Here is a 17949-nt window from a genome sequence, read left to right on the forward strand (position 1 = left end):
TGCGATTGTGCTCTTGGGGCTCAGGCGGCCTTGGCCGGGCTGAGATAGTCCAGCAGCGTGGCCAAGGTCTGGCGCAGATCCTTGCGCTCCACCACCATGTCCACCATGCCGTGCTGGTGGAGATATTCCGCGCGCTGGAACCCTTCGGGCAGCTTTTCGCGGATCGTCTCCTGGATCACGCGCTGGCCTGCGAAGGCGATAAGCGCGCCGGGTTCGGCAATGTGGATGTCGCCCAGCATGGCGTAGCTGGCAGTGACGCCGCCCGTGGTCGGATCTGCCAGTACCACGATATAGGGCAGGCCTGCTTCCTTCAGGCGGCGGGTCATCACGGTGGCCTTGGGCATCTGCATCAGGCTGAGTATGCCTTCCTGCATACGCGCACCGCCTGCGGCCGTGACTACTATATAGGCGCATTTTTCAGCCAGAGCCTTCTCCGCACCGGCGCAGAAGGCCGCACCCACTGCCATGCCCATGGAGCCGCCCATGAAGCCGAAATCCTGTACGCCCACCACGGCCTTACGTCCTTCGATATGCCCGGAAGCGGCAGTGAAGGCGTCAGGATGGGCGGAATTGGCACGGGCGGCCTTGAGGCGATCCGTATAGCGCTTGGAATCCCGGAACTTCAGCGGGTCTTCCTTCACCTTGGGCGCGGGCAGCAGCTTGAAGCCTTCGTCCAGAATCTGCGCCAGGCGGGGATCGGCACCAATGCGGCCATGATGGCCGCAGCGCGGGCAGACGCTGAGGTTCGCCTCATATTCCTGGGTGAACAGCATTTCCCCGCAACCGGGGCACTTCACCCACAGATTGTCGGGAGATTCGCGCTTGTTGCCGAAGGGCAGCGCATTGCGAACGCGGGAAAGCCAGCTCATGCGACTGTTTCTCGTGCATTATGGACCGCCTTGGCAAGTGCGGCGGTCAGTTCCTTGAGCGGCGCGGCAGCGTTTTCGCCATGCTCCGCGACGATATCGATGAAGGCGGAGCCGACCACTACGCCATCGGCCACACGGGCAATCGCCTCGGCCTGTTCGGGCGTGCGCACGCCGAAGCCTACCGCCACGGGCAGATCTGTGGAGGCCTTGAGCCTCGTTACCGCTTCCTCAATGGAAGCCAGCGCCGCCTGCTGCTTGCCGGTGATCCCGGCCACAGAGACGTAATAAAGGAACCCGCCCGATCCTTCGAGCACGGCGGGAAGCCGTGCGGCGTCGGTGGTGGGGGTGGCAAGGCGGATCATGTTGAGGCCAGCGCCGCGCAGTTGCGGCCCAAGCTCGGCATCTTCCTCTGGCGGAATGTCCACGCAGATCACGCCATCGACGCCTGCCTTGGCGGCTTCGGCGGCGAACCAGTCGGCCCCGCGGTGGATCATGGGATTGGCATAGCCCATCAGCACCAGCGGCACCTCCGGATGGCGCGCACGGAACCCGGCTGCGAGGGCGAGGATGTCGGCTGTGGTCGTGCCCTTGGCCAGTGCGCGCAAATTCGCCGCCTGGATCGCCGGGCCATCGGCCATGGGATCGGTGAAGGGCATACCCAGTTCGATCACATCGGCCCCGCCTGCGACAAGGGCATCGAGATTGGCGGCAGTATCGCCATCTCCGGCGGTGATGAAGCAGACAAGGGCGGGATGGCCCTTGCCGAATGCACTCTCGAAGCGGCTCATATCTTGGCCCCCAGCGCGTCGGCCACGGTGAAGATGTCCTTGTCGCCACGGCCCGAGACGTTGACGAGGATCATCTGGTCCTTGCCGTAATCCTTGGCGAGTTTGGGCAGGGCGGCCAGCGCATGGGCGCTTTCCAGTGCCGGAATGATGCCTTCAAGGCGGCAGCAGAGCTGGAAGGCTTCCAGCGCCTCGTCATCATTGATCGGCAGGTATTTTACCCGGCCGATATCGTGGAGCCAGCTATGTTCCGGCCCGATACCCGGATAATCGAGCCCGGCGCTGATCGAGTGGGCCTCGATGATCTGGCCGTCCTCATCCTGCAGCAGATAGGTCTTGTTGCCGTGCAGCACCCCCGGCGAACCACCGGTGAGGCTGGCGGCGTGCTTGTCGGTCTCCACGCCGTGCCCGCCGGCCTCGACCCCGATCATCGCCACTTCGGGATCGTCCAGGAAGGGGTGGAACAGGCCGATCGCATTCGATCCGCCGCCCACGGCTGCCAGCAGCAGATCGGGCAATTTGCCCGTGCGTTCCAGCATCTGGGCGCGGGCTTCCTTGCCGATCACGCTCTGGAAATCGCGCACGAGCTCCGGATAGGGATGGGGGCCGGCTGCGGTGCCGATGATGTAGAAAGTGTCATGAACATTGGCGACCCAGTCGCGCATCGCCTCGTTCATCGCGTCCTTCAGCGTCTTGGCGCCGGATTCCACGGGGATCACCTCCGCGCCCAGCAGCTTCATGCGGAAGACGTTGGGCTGCTGGCGGGCCACGTCGGTGGAGCCCATATAGATCACGCAAGGCAGGCCGAAGCGCGCGCAGACGGTGGCCGTGGCCACACCATGCTGGCCAGCGCCGGTTTCCGCGATGATCCGCGTCTTGCCCATGCGGATGGCGAGCAGGATCTGCCCGATGCAATTGTTGATCTTGTGCGCGCCCGTGTGGTTCAGCTCCTCGCGCTTGAACCAGATCTGGCCACCGCCGAAGTGCTCCGTCAGCCGCTCTGCGAAATAGAGGGGGCTGGGACGGCCGACATAATGGGCCATCAGGCTGTCGAACTCGGCCTTGAAGGCAGGGTCTGCCTTGGCCGCGCGATATTCCTTCTCCAGGTCGAGGATGAGCGGCATCAGCGTTTCGGCGACATAGCGGCCGCCGAACTGGCCGAAGTGCCCACGCTCGTCAGGCTGGGTGCGGAATGAGTTGGCTAGGTCTGTCATATCCGCCCGGGCGATTGGCAGAGAGGTATGCGCAAGTCCAGAGCTTTGGCACATGCGTGCGGCTGCTTGCCCTAACAGGCAGGTGTGGGGTGGCCACACTGCCTGTTGCGAAATTGCAGCGGTTTCTCCTCGCGGATTTTGAATCTTCTGGAAACGCTGCCCCGCGGAATTTCCGGCCTCTCCGACGGGGTCTGAATTATATTTCACAGGAAAGTTTGAACCTTTCTCTCTGATGAACGAATATGTTGTAGATATGCAACATAGAACTACCATCGAGAAAGATGAATGCTCAGTTCACTTGAATGACAGGAACCGATGCCTAGCTAGCCCCTCGTCCCTTGCGAGGGGCTGAATTAAAGGAGATTACCTATGCGTCGTGTTGTTCTCACCCTGGCTGCCCTTGCAGCTTCTGCCGCTGTGGCTTCGCCCGCTTTCGCAAACGAAGCGCGCGTTGAAGCACGCGGCGGTGTGATCTGGGGCGGCGGTAACGAAGAAGCTACCGCAGGCATCGCCGCGGGCTACGATTTCGACCTCGGCAGCGCCGCATTCGCGGGTGTCGAAGTTTCGGCCGACAAGGCTCTGGCTGGCGGTGCCGATATCGGCGTCGGGTTCACCGGCCGCGTTGGCCTGAAGGCCTCCGAAGCCACCAAGGTCTATGTCGATGGCGGCTACACCGTCAGCGACGGCGAAGACACCCCCCATGTTGGCGCCGGCATCGAGCAGAAGCTTGGCAAGAACCTCTATGGCAAGGTGTTCTACCGTCACAACTTCAGCGACTTCACCGACACCAACACCGTTGGCATCGGCGCTGGCGTGAAGTTCTGATCCGGCTCAGCCGATTGGGTAAAGCGAAGGGCGGCCTGGAAACGGGCCGCCCTTTTCTTTTGTCCCGCGGGGATGGTGAGCTGCTGCGCCCTCAGGCGGCGCGCACAGCCTTGCAGAATTCAGCAATCTTATCCGCATCCTTCACGCCCGGCGCGCTTTCCACGCCGGAAGACGTATCGACCAGCGGCGCATGAGTGGTGCGGATCGCCTCGCCGACATTGGCGGGGGTCAGTCCTCCGGCCAGCCCCCAGGGCGTGGGTCCGCGATAGAGTTCCAGCAGGGACCAGTCGAAGGCAAGGCCCATGCCGCCCGGCAGGGAGCCCTTGGGCGTTTTGGCATCGAACAGGATGAAATCCGCTACTTCGCGATAGGCCGTCGCCATGCCGACATCACGCCCGGCGGCAACGGGTAGAACCTTCCAGACAGGCAGGCCGAAACGGGTCTTCACTTCGGCCACACGCTCGGGCGTTTCCGCGCCGTGTAGCTGGAGTATGTCGATTTTCCCCGCTGCTGCGGCCTGCGCGATGGCATGATCGTCAGCATCGACGAACAGCCCCACCTTGGCGATGCTGTCCCCAGCCAAGGCGCCCAGCTGTGCTGCGCCCTCCAGCGACAGGAAGCGCGGGGAGGGCGGATAGAAATTGAAGCCCACATAATCCGCGCGCGCGGCGATGGTCGCCTCCAGCGTCTGCGGGGTAGTGATTCCACATATCTTGATCGAGACTCTTGTCATTCTCTGTCCGTTTTGGAACTCTCCCCGCGCCTATTGCATAGGTTGGGGGAAGAAAGAATGGCTGCAAGATTGCGCGTGGGCTTTGCCCTGTCACTGGCGCTGCTTGTCTCGGCCTGCGGCATGAAAGAGAACATGGAGCAGGCTGACAAGGAAATCGAGCGCTTCCACGCTTATTATGACAAGCAGAACTACGCGGCGATCTGGCGCACTACCTCGGGCGAATTCCGCAAGATCACCAAGGAAAAGGAGTTTGAGAAGCTCCTCGTCGCAGTCCGCACCAAATTGGGGGCAGTCAAGAAGGTCGAACAGGCAGGCTGGCAGGCGAACACCATGAACGGCGTCTCCACGGTGGTGATCAACACCAAGACCGCTTTCGAGAAGGGCGAGGGGATCGAGACATTCACTTATGTGAAGCAGGATTCCGGTCTGAAGCTGCTGGGTTACAACATCAACTCGGCGGCGCTGATATATAATTGAGGATGTGGGGCGCCGGGGAAAATCTCCGTGCCCTCTCTGACTGCACTCTGACTCGTAAGAGAAGGCGGTGATCAGGAGGGCGGAGTATGGGCCTTCAACAGCTTAAAGCGTGGCTTCGATAGCCCGTGCCGCTTCAACCGGGTCTTCCGCGCGGCTGATCGGGCGGCCGACCACCAGCACGCTGGCGCCATCGTCACGCGCCTGACGCGGAGTGACGATGCGCTTCTGGTCGCCCTTCTGGCCGTCGGGCAGGCGCAGGCCGGGGACGACGAAGAAGCCGTCCTTCCACTGCTCGCGAACCGCGCCGACTTCCTGGCCAGAACAGACGATGCCGTCCAATCCTGCCTTTTCGGCCAGTTCCGCCAGGCGCATCACCTGATCGTGCGGAGTGCCGGACAGGCCGGTGCGTATCATATCGTTCTCATCGAGGCTGGTGAGCATCGTCACCGCGACAACCTTGGTATGTTCGCCCGCCGCAGCCTTGGCATCTTCCATCATCGCGCGGCCGCCACTGGCATGGATAGTGACGATGGCCGGTTCCAGCACGTGAATAGCCTGCATGGCGCCGGCGACGGTGTTGGGAATGTCATGCAGCTTGAGATCGAGGAAGATCGGCAAGCCGACACGGGCCAGTTCGTGGACGCCGTGATGGCCGTGGGCGCAGAAGAATTCCAGCCCCAGCTTCAACCCGCCGACATGGGCCCTAACCCGCTCCGCCAGTGCTTTGGCGTCATCGAGTTGGGGCAGGTCGAGTGCGAGATAGACGGGGTTGCTCACGGGGCCTCTCATTCTGTTTCCATTCCGGGGTTCCCGGAGATTATCTTATTCCGGCGCCTTCTGCTCCGGCTGGGGCTCAGCCTTCTCCGGGGCGGGATCGACCGGATCGTCGCCCTTGGGAACATTGGCGGTTACCGCGTTCTTCACGGCAGTTTCCAGCGAAGTGATCCGGCGGCGCAGCTGCCAGCGCGTGCCGCGATGCAGCAACCACACCGGCAGGAAACCCGCCAGGAACGAAATGATCACCAGCACCGGCTTCTTCGTTTCGAGGACGATGTCTTCCCAGATCTTCACTTCAACTGGCGACCAGTTGTTCAGCGTGAAGATCAGCAAGGCAATCCCAACCACGACCCAGATGATCGTGCGGATGATGTTCATGTCCGCTTCCTTCTATCCCTCGGGCTTGCCGCGAAGCTAGGCGGGATCGCTTCCGAAGGGAAGGCGCAACCTCAGCCGAATACGCGCTGGAAGATGCGGTCTACCTGCGCGAAGTGATAGCCGAGGTCGAATTTCTCCTCCAGCTGTTCCGGCGTGAGGGCGGCGGCGACCTGCGGATCGGCCTTTAGCAATTCGAGAAGCGACAGCGCGCCATCCGATTCCCAGACCTTCATCGCGTTGCGCTGGACGAGGGCATAGGCATCCTCGCGGCTGATGCCAGCCTGGGTGAGGGCGAGCAGGACGCGCTGCGAATGGACGAGGCCGCCCATCCGGTCGAGATTCTTCTGCATCCGTTCGGGATAGATCAGCAGCTTGTCGACCACGCCGGTGAGGCGGGCGAGCGAGAAATCGAGCGCGATGGTAGCGTCCGGGCCGATATAGCGTTCCACGGAGGAGTGGGAAATGTCCCGCTCGTGCCACAGGGCCACGTTTTCCATCGCCGGCATGGCATAGGAACGGATCATGCGCGCCTGGCCGGTGAGGTTTTCGGTCAGCACCGGGTTGCGCTTGTGCGGCATGGCGCTGGAGCCCTTCTGGCCGGGCGAGAAATATTCTTCGGCCTCCAGCACTTCGGTGCGCTGCAGGTGGCGGATTTCCACCGCAAGGCGTTCCATCGAACTGGCGATCACCGCCAATACCGAGAAGAACATGGCGTGCCGGTCCCGCGGGATGACCTGAGTGGACACCGTTTCCGGCTTCAGGCCCAGCTTTTCGGCCACATGTTCTTCAACGGAAGGGTCGATATTGGCGAAAGTGCCCACCGCGCCCGAAATGGCGCAGGTGGTGATTTCTTCCCGCGCGGCGACCAGACGGGCGCGGCAGCGGTCGAATTCGGCATAGGCCTGCGCCAGCTTAAGGCCGAAAGTAGTCGGCTCGGCATGGATGCCATGGCTGCGGCCGATGGTGGGCGTATATTTATGTTCTTCCGCGCGGCGCTTGAGCGCGGCAAGCAGATCGTCGAGGTCGGCCAGCAGGATGTCGGAGGCGCGGGCAAGCTGCACGGCCAGCGTGGTGTCCAGCACGTCGGAACTGGTCATGCCCTGATGCATGAAGCGGGCTTCGTCACCCACCTGCTCGGCCACCCAGGTGAGGAAGGCGATCACGTCATGCTTGGTGACGGCTTCGATCGCGTCGATCGCGGCAACGTCAATCACCGGATTGGTCGCCCACCAGTCCCACAAGGCTTTGGCCGCGCTCTTGGGCACGACGCCAAGTTCGCCCAGCTTCTCGGTCGCATGAGCTTCGATTTCGAACCAGATGCGGAACTTCGCTTCGGGTTCCCAGATCGCGACCATTGCGGGGCGGGCATAGCGGGGGACCATTGGTAACTCCGGATTGACTGTTGAATCTCTGTTCGTCGGGGCGGCTAGGCCCAGCATCCCATTTTGGCAAGGGTTGCGGCCTTGCCAGCAGGAAGGGGCTGGATCGCGCCCGGGGCAGCTTGCGATTGCGCAGGGCCCGGAGGTCTGCCAGAATCAACGCGTTATCGCCCTGACGAGGGCTAAACGGGGAAAAGTCCAAGATGCGAGCACACCGGTTTGGCCTGGTCGCAGTCCTGCTGAGCAGTGCGGCCCCTGTGCTTGCGGGGGATGAACCGCTTTATCAGCCCGCGCCTGACTGGGTGGAGCCGATCGTGCTTTCCCCGGAAGAGATGGCGTCCGGCCCCGCCATTCTGCTGGCCGATGGGCAGAAGCGCATCGATGGCTCCAGAGTGTGGGATTACCAGGACATTGTCTTCCGCATCGATAGCCCCGATTCGCTGGCCGGCGCGGGAACGCTGTCGGCCTCATGGATTCCGGACAAGGGCGACCTCATCATTAACCGGGTGGAAATCCTGCGCGGCGGAAAGAGCGTGGATGTCCTTGCGCAGGGCGCTAAGTTCACGGTGCTGCGGCGCGAACAGCAGCTTGAACAGCGTTCGCTCAATGGAGTGCTGACCGCTACGCTAGCTGTGCCGGGACTGCGGGTGGGGGATGTAGTGCGCATTGCCTACACCACTGTGCAGGCCGATCAGGCGCTTGGGCGCGAGGTGCAGTCGATCGGCAACCTGCCTGTCGCTCCGTTCCAGATCGGCCGGGGCCGGATCAGAGTTTCCTGGCCCGAGAACGCCGCGATCCAATGGCGCGTGGGACCGGGAACGGACGATGTCCAGCCGGTGGTGCAGGGCGGCTTCAAGGTTCTGGAGGTCAAGCTGCCGTTGGCTGAGCGGGAGGATATGCCCCCCGACGCGCCGCCGCGTTATATAAGGCCGCCTTTGCTTCAGGTGGGCAGCTTCGGCAGCTGGCAGGAAGTATCGAAGACGCTTGCCCCCCATTTCACAACGGATGGCACGATAGATCCCGAGGGCGAAATCGCCGGGCGGATCGATGCGATCATGAAGAAGTTCCAGGATCCGCTTCAGCGCGTGGCTGCCGCGCTGCGGATCGTGCAGGATGATGTGAGCTATCTCGCCAATGGGCTCGATGGCGGAAATTACCTGCCGCAAAAGCCGGAGGAAACCTGGCAGCTGCGCTATGGCGATTGCAAGGCCAAGTCCCTGCTGCTGCTCGCAATGCTGCGCCGTATGGGAATTACGGCGGATGCGGTGGTGGTTCACAGTTCCTCGGGCGATTCCGTGCCTGAATTGCTTCCGATGCCTGCCGACTTCGATCACATGATTGTGCGCGCGACTATCGGCGGCGAAGATTACTGGCTGGACGGGACCGCATCGGGAACGCGCCTGTCCAATATCGGGGAAGTGCCCGCCTTCCGTTATGCCCTGCCGATCAGTCCGCAGGGATCGGATCTGGTGCCGCTGGTGCAGCGCCCGCTGACCAGCCCGGACCGGACGATTGAACTGATGCTGGATCAGTCGGCTGGCATCGACCTGCCCTCGCTCTATTCGGCGCGGGTGGAACTGACCGGCGCGCTGGGGGCGATGGTCCGTTCCTGGGTTTCCCAGCCCGACGAAACTTATCGGGGCACCTTCGTGGACAATTTCATGGACAAGCTGGTGGGGGACGGCAGCCTGCTGGACTTCTCCGTGAGTTACAATGAAGACACTGCCCGCGCGGTGATTACAGCCTCGGGCATTACCCGTCCGATGTGGAACTTCGAGCGGGGGCTGGCGCGCGAATATCTGCCTGCCATGCCGTCGAGCGATTTCACCTTTGTCCCGGATCGGGCACGCAAGGCATGGCGTGACATTCCAGTACAGATGTCCGGCCCGTTCGGTTTTCGCACCCGGGTAAAGGTGATTCTTCCCGAAGGCGGGGAAGGCTACGCAGTGCGCGGCCGCGAGATCGTGGATACGCAGATCGCCGGTACACGGATCAAGCGGGAGGCCGTGCTCGACAAGGACACCTTCACTGTCGAGGAAGAACTCTATTCCAACCTGGTGGAAGTCGCCCCTGCGGAGGTTTCCGCCGAAAAGGCCAAGGCCGCTCGTTTTGCTGCGGGCCGGCTCAGCCTTCGAGCGCCCGAAACAGCCCGGCGCCAGTGGGAGCTTTCCGGGGACAAGGATCGCAAGAGGCTGGCCCCGATCGAGGATGCCTATGCCGCGCTGATCGACCGCGATCCGGAGAAGGCGCAGCCTTATCTGGACCGCGCCACATTCCGCAGGGGGAATCTCGACTGGGAAGGGGCGCTGGAGGATGTGGATGCCGCCATCGCCATAGAGCCCAGCGTGAGCGCCCTGTTCATCCGGGCGAGGCTTCTGGATCGGCTGGGGCGGCAGGATGAAGCGCTCGATGCCGTGCGAAAGGCTTTCGAACTGGAACCCACGCCGGAGAACGCGCTGGCCGAGGCGCAGACCATGGCCGAGATCGGCGATGTCGGCGAAGCGCTGGAACTGGTCGATACTTATGAGGACGATTTTGAGGACCACTTTGCCGCCGTGGTGGTGAAGGCACAGATTCTCGGCATATCGGGCAAGGCGGGCGAAGGGCTGAAGCTACTGGAAAAGCTCCTTGTGGAACGGCCTGGTGACCCGCAGGTACTCAATAATCTGTGCTGGCACATGAGCGTCTGGCAAGTGGGGCAGGATGCCATGCTGACCCATTGCACCCGTGCGGTGGAAAGCGGGGGCTGGTCTCCGCATGTGCTGGACAGCCGGGCCATGGCTTATTTCCGCCTTGGCCGTCTGGAAGATGCGCTGGCCGATCTCAATGCAGCGCTCAGTACCGCGCCAGGTCTTGCCAATTCGCTGTTCATGCGCGGCATCGTTCGCGAGAAGATGGGGGACAAGGGCGGGGCAAAGGATGTCGACTTGGCCCTGCGCATGGACCCGACGCTCAGCAAGACCTACGCGCGCTATGGCATTCTGGCGCCCAAGGACTGATAGCTCAAATCAGGCCCTTGGCCTTGAGCGATACATGTCCCTCGCGCCCGATGATGACGTGATCGTGCACCACGATCCCCAATAGCCGTCCCGCTTCGGCGATGCGGTTGGTGATCTGGATATCCGCGCGGCTGGGCTCGGGGGAGCCTGAAGGATGGTTGTGGACCAGGATCAGCGCCGTGGCACCAAGATCCAGCGCGCGGCGGATCACTTCGCGCGGGTGGATCGCGGCTTCGTCAATCGAACCGTCGCCCACATGTTCGTCGAGAATCAGCATGTTCTGCGTGTTGAGATAGAGCACGCGCACACGCTCCACCGTCAGATGCGCCATGTCGATGCGCAGATAGTCGATCAGCGCCTGCCAGCTTCCGAGCACCGGCTGTTCGCGCACCTGCTGTTTGGCAAGGCGGCGGGCGGCCAACGCCACGACCTTTAGCGCCGCAGCGGATGTTTCTCCCATCTGGGGATGATCTGCCAGCACGCGGGCATCGGCATTCAGCACCGCCGCCAGCGATCCGAATCGCCTGATGAGGGATTTGGCGATCGGCTTGGTGTCGATCCGGGGGCGAGCGGTCATCAGCAGATATTCGATCACTTCGTGATCGGCCAGCGCATCGTCTCCGCCCTCCAGCAGGCGTTGGCGCAAGCGGGCGCGGTGCCCGGCCATGTCTGCGCTGTTGTCGCTATTTCCGGCCAAGCGCCAAGTCCCCCTGCGGGCGTTCATTCCGCGTGCAGTGCATTGCCTTTAGCCGTGCTTGCGCGCAAGTGTGGGGACGATGGCGGAGCAGAACGAGGATGAAGTCGGACAGGCAGCGGCACCAGCTCCGGGCCGCAGCCGGACGGGCCGCAAGACCGGGCGGCGTGTCGCGGGTGTGCTTGCCATATTGCTCGCCAGCGCGGGAATCGTGGTGTGGACCTCGCGCGAGCAGCTGGCGGAAGACATTATCACCGGACAGCTCGAAAAGCTGGGTGTAAAGGCCACTTATACAATCGAATCGATCGGGCCGCAGCGGCAGGTCATCACCAATATCGTCGTTGGGGATCCCGCCCGGCCGGATCTCACAGTAGAGCGCGTGGAAGTCTCGCTGGAACCGCGCTTTCCGTTCCTGCAGCTGGGCAAGGTCAAGGTAGTGCGACCGCGCCTCTATGGTAGCTATCGTGACGGGAAGCTCAGCTTCGGCGGGCTGGACAAGCTGCTGTTCGAGAGCAAATCGAAGGAAGCTTTCAGCTTTCCGGATCTCGATCTCGATCTGGTGGACGGCCGCGCCCTGCTGGAAAGCGACTACGGCCCGGTTGGCTTCAAGGCACAAGGGAGGGGCAATCTTCGCAATGGCTTCGCCGGCATTCTTGCCGCGAATGCCCCTCGTCTGCAGGTTGATGACTGCATCGCCGATAAGGCAACGCTTTATGGCAAGGTGTCCATCGATGCCGAACGGCCGGGATTTTCCGGCCCCCTGCGCCTTGGTGCGCTGGATTGTCCCGAAGGCGGGCCGAGCCTGCGCAATTTCGCCGCAGACCTTGCCACGCGGATCGACCGCACGTTCGACGGTGCAGAAGGCGATGTGAAGCTGGCAGGCAGTGATGTCGCACTGGCAGGCAATCGGCTTGCGGGGATGGACGGTACTGGCAAGTTTACCTGGCGCAAGAATGGGCTGACTGCCGAGTATGAGCTTAGTCTGGATGCTCTGAGTTCCTCTCGGTTCGCGCTCGATTCGCTGGAGGTGGAAGGCTCTGCCCGGACGCGGGGCGGGATCGACCGGGTGGAAGTGCAGGCCAATGTGCAGGGCACCGGCTTGCGGCCGGGGCCAGAGCTGGACAAGATGCTGGGCGAAGCGGCGGAGGCGGCGGATGGAACGCTCCTTGGCCCGCTGCTGGCAAGAATGCGCGGGGCACTGGCGCGGGAAGGGCGCGACAGCGAACTCGCGGCAGAGCTGACGATGCGCAAGACGGGCGATCTGTTCAGCCTCGCCATGCCGCAGGGGCGCATTCGCGGCTCCAGCGGGGCGACAGTTCTGGCGCTTTCGCGTGTTCAGTTCGCAGGTAATACCAAAGTCGGCTCTCCACGCTTCTCGGGCAATTTTGCCACTTCCGGCGTCGATCTGCCGCAGATCACCGGCAGGATGGAAAGCCGCGGCGGGCGTGGGGCGGCCGAATTGCGGATGCGCATGGAGCCATATTCCGCAGGCGGGGGCAGCCTGGAATTGCCCGAACTGATCGTGGCTCAGTCACCGGGCGGGGCGCTTGGCTTTTCGGGCCGCGCTTTGGCGAGCGGGGCGATACCCGGCGGTTCCGCGCAGGGGCTGGTGGTGCCGTTCAGCGGCAATTGGTCTTCCCCGCAGGGGCTTTCCATCTGGCGCGGCTGCACGACCATCGGCTTTGACAGTATTTCCCTTGCCAGCCTCACTCTGGAAGGGCGCAAGCTGCAGCTGTGCCCGCCACGCGGCAGCGCTATTGTTCGCCAGGATGGACGGGGGCTGCGCGTTGCCGCGGGTGTCCCCTCGCTCGACCTGACGGGCACCTTGGGGGCCACACCGCTGCGCATGACATCCGGCGCGGTCGGATTCGCATGGCCCGGCGCGCTGGTAGCCAATACAGTCGATGTCACCATGGGCACGCCTGATGCTCCCACCCGCTTCCGCCTGAGCCGTATCGACGCCCATATCGCGAATGATATCGCGGGGACGTTCTCCGGCACCGATGCCAAGCTGTTCGCCGTGCCACTCGATCTGCTGGATGCCGGGGGCAAATGGCGCTTCGCCAATGGCCGCCTCGACCTTGCCGAAGGTGCCTTCCGCCTCGTGGACCGGCAGGCGCCGGGCCGGTTCGAGCCGCTCGTCGCACGCGATGCCACGCTCTCGCTTGTGGATAATCGCATCACTGCCACCGCCCTGCTGCGCGAACCCAAGAGCGATCGGGAAGTGACGCTGGCCAATATCGTGCATGATCTGGGTAATGGAGTGGGGCATGCCGATCTGGATGTGCCCGGCATCCGGTTCGATCAGGACATGCAGCCCAATGATTTGACCGGGCTGGCATTGGGTTTCGTGGCCAATGCCAATGGAACGATCAGTGGGCGCGGTCGCATCGACTGGACGTCTGACCGGATTTCCAGCACCGGCACTTTTTCAACCGACAGTTTCGATTTCGCGGCCGCCTTCGGCCCGGTGCAGGGCGTTGCGGGCACCATAGAGTTTACCGACCTGCTCGGCATGGTGACCGCTCCCAACCAGCGCCTGCAGATTCGCTCTTTCAACCCCGGCATCGAGGTGGAGAGCGGCGAAATGCGATATGAGATTCGCGAGAATCACACCATGGTCATCCATGGCGGACGCTGGCCCTTCATCGGCGGTTCGCTAGTGCTGGAACCTGCCGTGATTCGCATGGCCGAGCCGGAGCAGCGGCGCTTTACCCTGCAGCTTGAAGGCGTGGACGCAGCGCAGTTCGTCGAGCGGATGGAGCTTGCCAACATTCTGGCCACCGGCACGTTCGATGGCCGCGTGCCGCTGATATTCGACGAGAATGGCGGGCGGATCGAAGGAGGCGCACTTACTTCGCGGCCGCCGGGTGGCAATCTCTCTTATGTCGGCAAGCTGACCTATGAGAACATGAACCCGATGGCGAATTATGCCTTCGATGCGCTCAGATCGCTCAATTACCGGCAGATGGATATTTCGCTTGATGGCTCGCTGACCGGCGAGATCGTGACGCGCGTGCGTTTCGATGGTGTCCAGCAGGGCGAGGGCGCCTCGAAGAATATCGTGACCCGGCAACTCGCCAAATTGCCGATCCGCTTCAACGTCAACATCCACGCGCCGTTCTATCAGCTCATCGGCAGCTTCAAGTCGATGTACGATCCGGCACTGGCCCGCGATCCGCGTGAACTGGGCCTGATCGACGGCAACGGTAATGTGATCGAAAACCCGACCTTGAAGCCTCCGATGCCGGGGGCAGACGACCTTCCGGATGATGAATCCGGTATTCAGCACCCAGAAAGCGAGCCAGTGCCATGAAGTCCCCGAAATTGACCTTCCCGGAAGGCCCGACGCATAAGGCGTCCATGGAGATATTTCACATGGGGCTCCCCGGAGGGATGAAGGCACTGTTGTTGGTGGCGGGGCTCGTTGCCCTTGGAGGCTGCATCACGATCAAGGCCCCTGAGGACAAGATCGTGATCGAGCTTAACATCAACATCAAGCAGGAGGTTCTCTACAAGATCGAGAACCAGGTGCAGGATACGATTGAGCAGAATCAGGGAATTTTCTGAAGGTGGCAGGCGAAACCATGAAGAAGCAGGCTCATACTCTTTTCCACGCTGCCGCGGCTCTGGCCGCGCTGGCGCTCGTGGCCGCTCCGGCTTCCGCACAGCGCGATCCTGCCTATCAGGCCGCGCGCACTGCCGGCCAGGTGGGCGAGAAGATGGATGGCTATCTTGGCGCGGTCGGGTCTGTTCCAGCCGATGTCGACAAGATGCTCAAGGATCTGAACATCAAGCGCAAGGCGGTTTACACGCAGGGCGCACAGGGTGCGGGCGTCTCCGTGGAGGAATTCGCCTTTGGCGCGGGTTGCAAGAATATCCGCGATACCGCTCCGGGGGAAAAATATCAGGCGCCGGATGGAACGTGGAAAACTCGTGCCGCCGGTCAGGCCCCGCAGCGCGACGCCCGCTGCCCTTAATTGACAGCAGTTCCCAGTTTTCCGGGCCTTCTCGCAGCCGTGGCGCGGGAAGGCCCTTTTCATGTCCGGTTCACGCGCCGCTTGCGGTTGACTTGCGAATACCCCCCGCCTAAGGGGGCGGCGCCCTCGGCGGGGCGGATTTGCCTGTAGTGCTTCTCCTCATTAGGAAGGTGCTATGAGTGAAGACGAAACTGCCCGGGAACCCATCGGTGAAGATGCGCGGATCGACGCGCTCGATGAGCGGCTTAAAGCTGCACGCGAGCGGGAAGTGCAGCGCAACAAGCCGCAAGTGCAAGGTGCCGATGCGAATTACCGCACAGGCAACCGGGTGCTCGCGGAATTGCTGGGGGGGATCGGTGGCGGAGCGCTGATCGGTTGGGTTATCGACCGGTTTGCAGGCTCTTCGCCCTGGGGTCTGTTGGTGATGATGTTCCTTGGGATCGTCGTTGCCTTCAGGAACATTATTCGGATTTCGAACCAGCGTCCTGACTGAACCCGCCGATTGGGGGAAGAGGGGCGCTGCCGTTCATTGGCACAGGGACGCTAGAGTGGCAGGCGAAGAAGCCAAGGTCGACCCGATGCACCAGTTTGCGATCGAACCTCTGTTCGGTACGCAGAACTGGGAGCTGGCAGGTTACAACATTGCCTTCACCAACAGTGCGCTTTGGATGGCGATCGCCGCCGTGGCGCTGTGGGTCTTCGTTGCCGGTGGCATGAAGCGTCAGCTCGTGCCCGGCCGTTGGCAAATGGCGGTGGAAAGCTTCACCGGTTTCATCGACGGCCTGCTGGCCGCCAATGTCGGCCCCGCCGGGAAGAAGTACGTTCCGTACATTTTCTCGATTTTCATGTTCATCCTCTTTGCCAACCTGCTGGGCCTGCTTCCGCTGCCTCTGGGCGTGGTGGGGATTCACGCATTCACGTCCACCAGCCACTTCACCGTGACCGGCGTTCTGGCGATCATGTCCTTCGCGATCGTGCTGGTGGTGGGCTTCTGGAAGCACAAGCTGCACTTCTTCTCGCTGTTCGTGCCTCATGGCACGCCGCTCGTGATGATCCCGATGATCTTCGTGATCGAGCTGGTCAGCTTCCTCGTGCGGCCCTTCAGCCTTGGCCTGCGACTGTTCGTTGCGATGATGGCCGGCCACGTGCTGCTGGAAGTGCTTTCGAGTTTCGTGATCGATGGTATCAATGCTGCATCCAGCGGTATCGGACCGGTGGTTGCGCTGCTCAGCTTCATCCTGATGATTGCGATCTGCGCGCTGGAGATTCTGGTGGCCGGTATTCAGGCCTACGTCTTCGCGCTATTGGCTTCGCTTTACATCAACGATGCCGAGAATCTTCACTAAGACTTGAACTAACTGACCGAATTCTAAGGAAAAGGAGTTTTCAAATGGATCCTCAGGCTGCAAAGCTGATCGGTGCGGGTCTCGCTGCTATCGGCGCCGGCATGGCTGCCATCGGCGTGGGTAACGTCTTCGGCTCGTTCCTCGAAAGCGCTCTGCGCAACCCCGGCGCGGCCGACGGCCAGCAGGGCCGCCTGTTCATCGGCTTCGCGGCCGCGGAACTTCTCGGTCTGCTCGCCTTCGTCGTGGCGATGATCCTGATCTTCGTCGCCTGACGAATGCCATTTGCCTGTGTGCCGGCCGGATGTTCTCCGGCCGGACCGGGTGTGTTTACGCGCTGACCATCGGATCTGATCGATGCCCCAGATAGCACAGCTCGCTGAAACCTATTCCAGCCAGATATTCTGGTTGCTGGTAATCTTCGGGCTCGTCTTCCTCGTGATCGGGCGCGGTATGGTGCCCAAGGTTATGGACACCGTTGCCCTGCGCGACAAGCAGATCGCCAGCGATCTTGCCGCCGCCGAAGAAGCGCGCGCCAAGGCTGACGAGGAAGAGCTTGCCTGGCGCGAGCGCGAGAATGCCAATCGTGCCCAGGCACAGGCCCTCATCGCCAAGGCCAAGGCCGAAGCAGCGGCTGCTTCCGAAAAGAAGCTCTCCGCTGCCCAGAAGCGGCTCGACAAGAAGATTGCCGATGCCGATGCCGAGATCGAAGCCGCGCGCACTGCCGCCCTGTCCGAGATCGAAGGCGTTGCGGCCGAGGCTGCGCAGGATATCGTCACCCGCATTGCCGGTGTGAAGGTCACTGCTGCCGCCGCCAAATCCGCCGTGAAGGAAGCGCTGAACCATGGCTGAGACCGCTGCTCCCATTGCCGAGCCCGAGCTCGAAATGAACCATAACGAGCATCTGGTGGAAACCACCGAGGTGCCCGCCGAGGCGCACCATGCCGAGCCGAGCGCGCTGGGCCTTGCGCCTGCGGGCTGGGTGGGCTTGTCCATGCTCGCTTTCCTCCTCATTCTCGTGTGGAAGAAGGTTCCGGCGGTGATCACTGGCGGTCTCGACAAGAAGATCGTCGAGATCCGTCAGCATCTTGATGAAGCGAAGAAGCTTCGCGCAGAAGCGGAAGCGCTGCGCAAGGAATATGCCGACAAGATCGCCGGTGCTGAAAAGGATGCGGCAGCGATGATCGAATATGCCCGGCATGAGGCCGACGCCATCGTCGCCAAGGCGGAGGCTGACACGGAAGCCGTGATCAAGCGTCGCAAGCAGATGGCGGAAGACAAGATCGCTGCTGCCCAGCGTGGCGCAGTGGAAGAGCTTCGCGCTCGTGCGGCTGATGCCGCAGCTACTGCGGCTCGCGGCCTGATCGCCAAGGGCCACGATGCCGAGGCGGACAAGAAGCTCGTCGACACGGCAATCTCCGGCCTCTGATCTTGGGCCGGCAACGGCTCTCATCGGATGTGGAACGTCAACCCCCGCCTCGTGCGGGGGTTTTCGT

The 17949-nt window shown here is 62.4% G+C and carries 19 protein-coding genes; 11 read left to right on the forward strand and 8 right to left on the reverse strand.

Translation table 11 applies throughout. From position 1 onward, the window contains the following. Window positions 1-20: 20 nt before the first annotated feature. Genes accD through trpB form a run of 3 tightly spaced genes read right to left on the reverse strand, consistent with a single transcriptional unit; the run spans window position 21 to window position 2868 of the window. A complete protein-coding gene (accD, locus tag H0274_RS03090) occupies window positions 21-869 on the reverse strand; it encodes an acetyl-CoA carboxylase, carboxyltransferase subunit beta (RefSeq protein ID WP_226792880.1) in 849 nt (282 codons plus the stop codon). Beyond that, the gene (gene trpA / locus H0274_RS03095) at window positions 866-1657 is read right to left on the reverse strand and encodes a tryptophan synthase subunit alpha (protein WP_226792881.1); all 792 of its coding nucleotides are present in this window, start codon (window positions 1655-1657) and stop codon (window positions 866-868) included. Before trpA ends, accD begins: the two co-directional genes overlap by 4 nt. Further along, a complete protein-coding gene (gene trpB, locus H0274_RS03100; protein ID WP_226792882.1) occupies window positions 1654-2868 on the reverse strand; it encodes a tryptophan synthase subunit beta in 1215 nt (404 codons plus the stop codon). Before trpB ends, trpA begins: the two co-directional genes overlap by 4 nt. Window positions 2869-3237: 369 nt before the next feature. On the opposite strand from trpB, the gene H0274_RS03105 reads away from it, so the two are divergent. Next, window positions 3238-3693 carry an outer membrane protein gene (locus H0274_RS03105; protein ID WP_226792883.1) on the forward strand — a complete coding sequence of 152 codons (456 nt, stop codon included), beginning with the start codon at window positions 3238-3240 and terminating at the stop codon, window positions 3691-3693. A 91-nt stretch (window positions 3694-3784) separates the two neighbouring features. Here H0274_RS03105 and H0274_RS03110 read toward each other — a convergent pair whose 3' ends face one another. Next, complete coding sequence (locus H0274_RS03110) at window positions 3785-4426, reverse strand: phosphoribosylanthranilate isomerase (RefSeq protein WP_226792884.1); 642 nt, start codon at window positions 4424-4426, stop codon at window positions 3785-3787. 57 nt (window positions 4427-4483) lie between these two features. On the opposite strand from H0274_RS03110, the gene H0274_RS03115 reads away from it, so the two are divergent. After that, window positions 4484-4903 carry a DUF4019 domain-containing protein gene (locus tag H0274_RS03115; RefSeq protein ID WP_226792885.1) on the forward strand — a complete coding sequence of 140 codons (420 nt, stop codon included), beginning with the start codon at window positions 4484-4486 and terminating at the stop codon, window positions 4901-4903. Window positions 4904-5005: 102 nt separating this feature from the next. Here the strand turns inward: H0274_RS03115 and pyrF are convergent, their stop codons facing one another. The 3 genes from pyrF to purB form a co-directional block, all read right to left on the reverse strand. Further along, window positions 5006-5680: an orotidine-5'-phosphate decarboxylase gene (gene pyrF, locus H0274_RS03120; RefSeq protein ID WP_226792886.1), complete on the reverse strand. Its 675-nt coding sequence runs from the start codon at window positions 5678-5680 to the stop codon at window positions 5006-5008. A gap of 45 nt (window positions 5681-5725) precedes the next feature. Then, a complete protein-coding gene (locus H0274_RS03125) occupies window positions 5726-6058 on the reverse strand; it encodes a LapA family protein (protein WP_226792887.1) in 333 nt (110 codons plus the stop codon). Window positions 6059-6129: 71 nt separating this feature from the next. Beyond that, window positions 6130-7440, reverse strand: a complete 1311-nt coding sequence (gene purB, locus H0274_RS03130) for an adenylosuccinate lyase (RefSeq protein ID WP_226792888.1) — start codon at window positions 7438-7440, stop codon at window positions 6130-6132. A 200-nt stretch (window positions 7441-7640) separates the two neighbouring features. Here purB and H0274_RS03135 point away from each other — a divergent pair, with 200 nt between their 5' ends. Then, the gene (locus tag H0274_RS03135) at window positions 7641-10436 is read left to right on the forward strand and encodes a DUF3857 domain-containing protein (protein ID WP_226792889.1); all 2796 of its coding nucleotides are present in this window, start codon (window positions 7641-7643) and stop codon (window positions 10434-10436) included. A 4-nt stretch (window positions 10437-10440) separates the two neighbouring features. Here H0274_RS03135 and radC read toward each other — a convergent pair whose 3' ends face one another. Then, complete coding sequence (gene radC / locus H0274_RS03140) at window positions 10441-11103, reverse strand: RadC family protein (protein ID WP_226792890.1); 663 nt, start codon at window positions 11101-11103, stop codon at window positions 10441-10443. 109 nt (window positions 11104-11212) lie between these two features. Between radC and H0274_RS03145 the strand changes: the two genes are divergently transcribed. From H0274_RS03145 to H0274_RS03180, 8 genes are all read left to right on the forward strand, one after another. Next, window positions 11213-14446 carry an intermembrane phospholipid transport YdbH family protein gene (locus tag H0274_RS03145; protein ID WP_226792891.1) on the forward strand — a complete coding sequence of 1078 codons (3234 nt, stop codon included), beginning with the start codon at window positions 11213-11215 and terminating at the stop codon, window positions 14444-14446. 47 nt (window positions 14447-14493) lie between these two features. After that, a complete protein-coding gene (locus tag H0274_RS03150; RefSeq protein ID WP_226792892.1) occupies window positions 14494-14700 on the forward strand; it encodes a YnbE family lipoprotein in 207 nt (68 codons plus the stop codon). Window positions 14701-14702: 2 nt separating this feature from the next. After that, window positions 14703-15110 (forward strand): YdbL family probable chaperone protein, encoded by a 408-nt coding sequence (locus H0274_RS03155; RefSeq protein WP_319018196.1) that lies wholly within the window; start codon window positions 14703-14705, stop codon window positions 15108-15110. 175 nt (window positions 15111-15285) lie between these two features. Then, complete coding sequence (locus H0274_RS03160) at window positions 15286-15603, forward strand: AtpZ/AtpI family protein (RefSeq protein ID WP_226792893.1); 318 nt, start codon at window positions 15286-15288, stop codon at window positions 15601-15603. A 55-nt stretch (window positions 15604-15658) separates the two neighbouring features. After that, complete coding sequence (locus H0274_RS03165; RefSeq protein WP_226792894.1) at window positions 15659-16456, forward strand: F0F1 ATP synthase subunit A; 798 nt, start codon at window positions 15659-15661, stop codon at window positions 16454-16456. Between the two features lie 44 nt (window positions 16457-16500). Then, on the forward strand, window positions 16501-16728 hold the full coding sequence (locus H0274_RS03170; protein ID WP_054530138.1) for a F0F1 ATP synthase subunit C: 228 nt from the start codon (window positions 16501-16503) through the stop codon (window positions 16726-16728). Window positions 16729-16810: 82 nt separating this feature from the next. Then, window positions 16811-17305 carry a F0F1 ATP synthase subunit B family protein gene (locus H0274_RS03175; protein ID WP_226792895.1) on the forward strand — a complete coding sequence of 165 codons (495 nt, stop codon included), beginning with the start codon at window positions 16811-16813 and terminating at the stop codon, window positions 17303-17305. Further along, window positions 17298-17882 carry a F0F1 ATP synthase subunit B family protein gene (locus H0274_RS03180; protein WP_413463459.1) on the forward strand — a complete coding sequence of 195 codons (585 nt, stop codon included), beginning with the start codon at window positions 17298-17300 and terminating at the stop codon, window positions 17880-17882. The genes H0274_RS03175 and H0274_RS03180 overlap by 8 nt, the downstream gene beginning before the upstream one ends. Window positions 17883-17949: the final 67 nt, after the last annotated feature.

This window comes from Fulverythrobacter ferritrahens, from assembly GCF_020539485.1.
Classification (GTDB): Bacteria; Pseudomonadota; Alphaproteobacteria; order Sphingomonadales; family Sphingomonadaceae; genus Andeanibacterium; species Andeanibacterium ferritrahens.

Bases quoted from the DNA above. Each gene is read 5' to 3' on its own strand.
- H0274_RS03180 (WP_413463459.1), top strand. From the start codon at position 17,298: ATGGCTGAGACCGCTGCTCCCATTGCCGAGCCCGAGCTCGAAATGAAC.
- H0274_RS03135 (WP_226792889.1), top strand. From the start codon at position 7,641: ATGCGAGCACACCGGTTTGGCCTGGTCGCAGTCCTGCTGAGCAGTGCG.
- accD (WP_226792880.1), bottom strand. From the start codon at position 869: ATGAGCTGGCTTTCCCGCGTTCGCAATGCGCTGCCCTTCGGCAACAAG.
- H0274_RS03105 (WP_226792883.1), top strand. From the start codon at position 3,238: ATGCGTCGTGTTGTTCTCACCCTGGCTGCCCTTGCAGCTTCTGCCGCT.
- H0274_RS03110 (WP_226792884.1), bottom strand. From the start codon at position 4,426: ATGACAAGAGTCTCGATCAAGATATGTGGAATCACTACCCCGCAGACG.
- purB (WP_226792888.1), bottom strand. From the start codon at position 7,440: ATGGTCCCCCGCTATGCCCGCCCCGCAATGGTCGCGATCTGGGAACCC.
- H0274_RS03160 (WP_226792893.1), top strand. From the start codon at position 15,286: ATGAGTGAAGACGAAACTGCCCGGGAACCCATCGGTGAAGATGCGCGG.
- H0274_RS03150 (WP_226792892.1), top strand. From the start codon at position 14,494: ATGGAGATATTTCACATGGGGCTCCCCGGAGGGATGAAGGCACTGTTG.
- H0274_RS03170 (WP_054530138.1), top strand. From the start codon at position 16,501: ATGGATCCTCAGGCTGCAAAGCTGATCGGTGCGGGTCTCGCTGCTATC.
- H0274_RS03115 (WP_226792885.1), top strand. From the start codon at position 4,484: ATGGCTGCAAGATTGCGCGTGGGCTTTGCCCTGTCACTGGCGCTGCTT.
- H0274_RS03125 (WP_226792887.1), bottom strand. From the start codon at position 6,058: ATGAACATCATCCGCACGATCATCTGGGTCGTGGTTGGGATTGCCTTG.
- H0274_RS03145 (WP_226792891.1), top strand. From the start codon at position 11,213: ATGGCGGAGCAGAACGAGGATGAAGTCGGACAGGCAGCGGCACCAGCT.
- trpB (WP_226792882.1), bottom strand. From the start codon at position 2,868: ATGACAGACCTAGCCAACTCATTCCGCACCCAGCCTGACGAGCGTGGG.
- radC (WP_226792890.1), bottom strand. From the start codon at position 11,103: ATGGCCGGGCACCGCGCCCGCTTGCGCCAACGCCTGCTGGAGGGCGGA.
- H0274_RS03175 (WP_226792895.1), top strand. From the start codon at position 16,811: ATGCCCCAGATAGCACAGCTCGCTGAAACCTATTCCAGCCAGATATTC.
- trpA (WP_226792881.1), bottom strand. From the start codon at position 1,657: ATGAGCCGCTTCGAGAGTGCATTCGGCAAGGGCCATCCCGCCCTTGTC.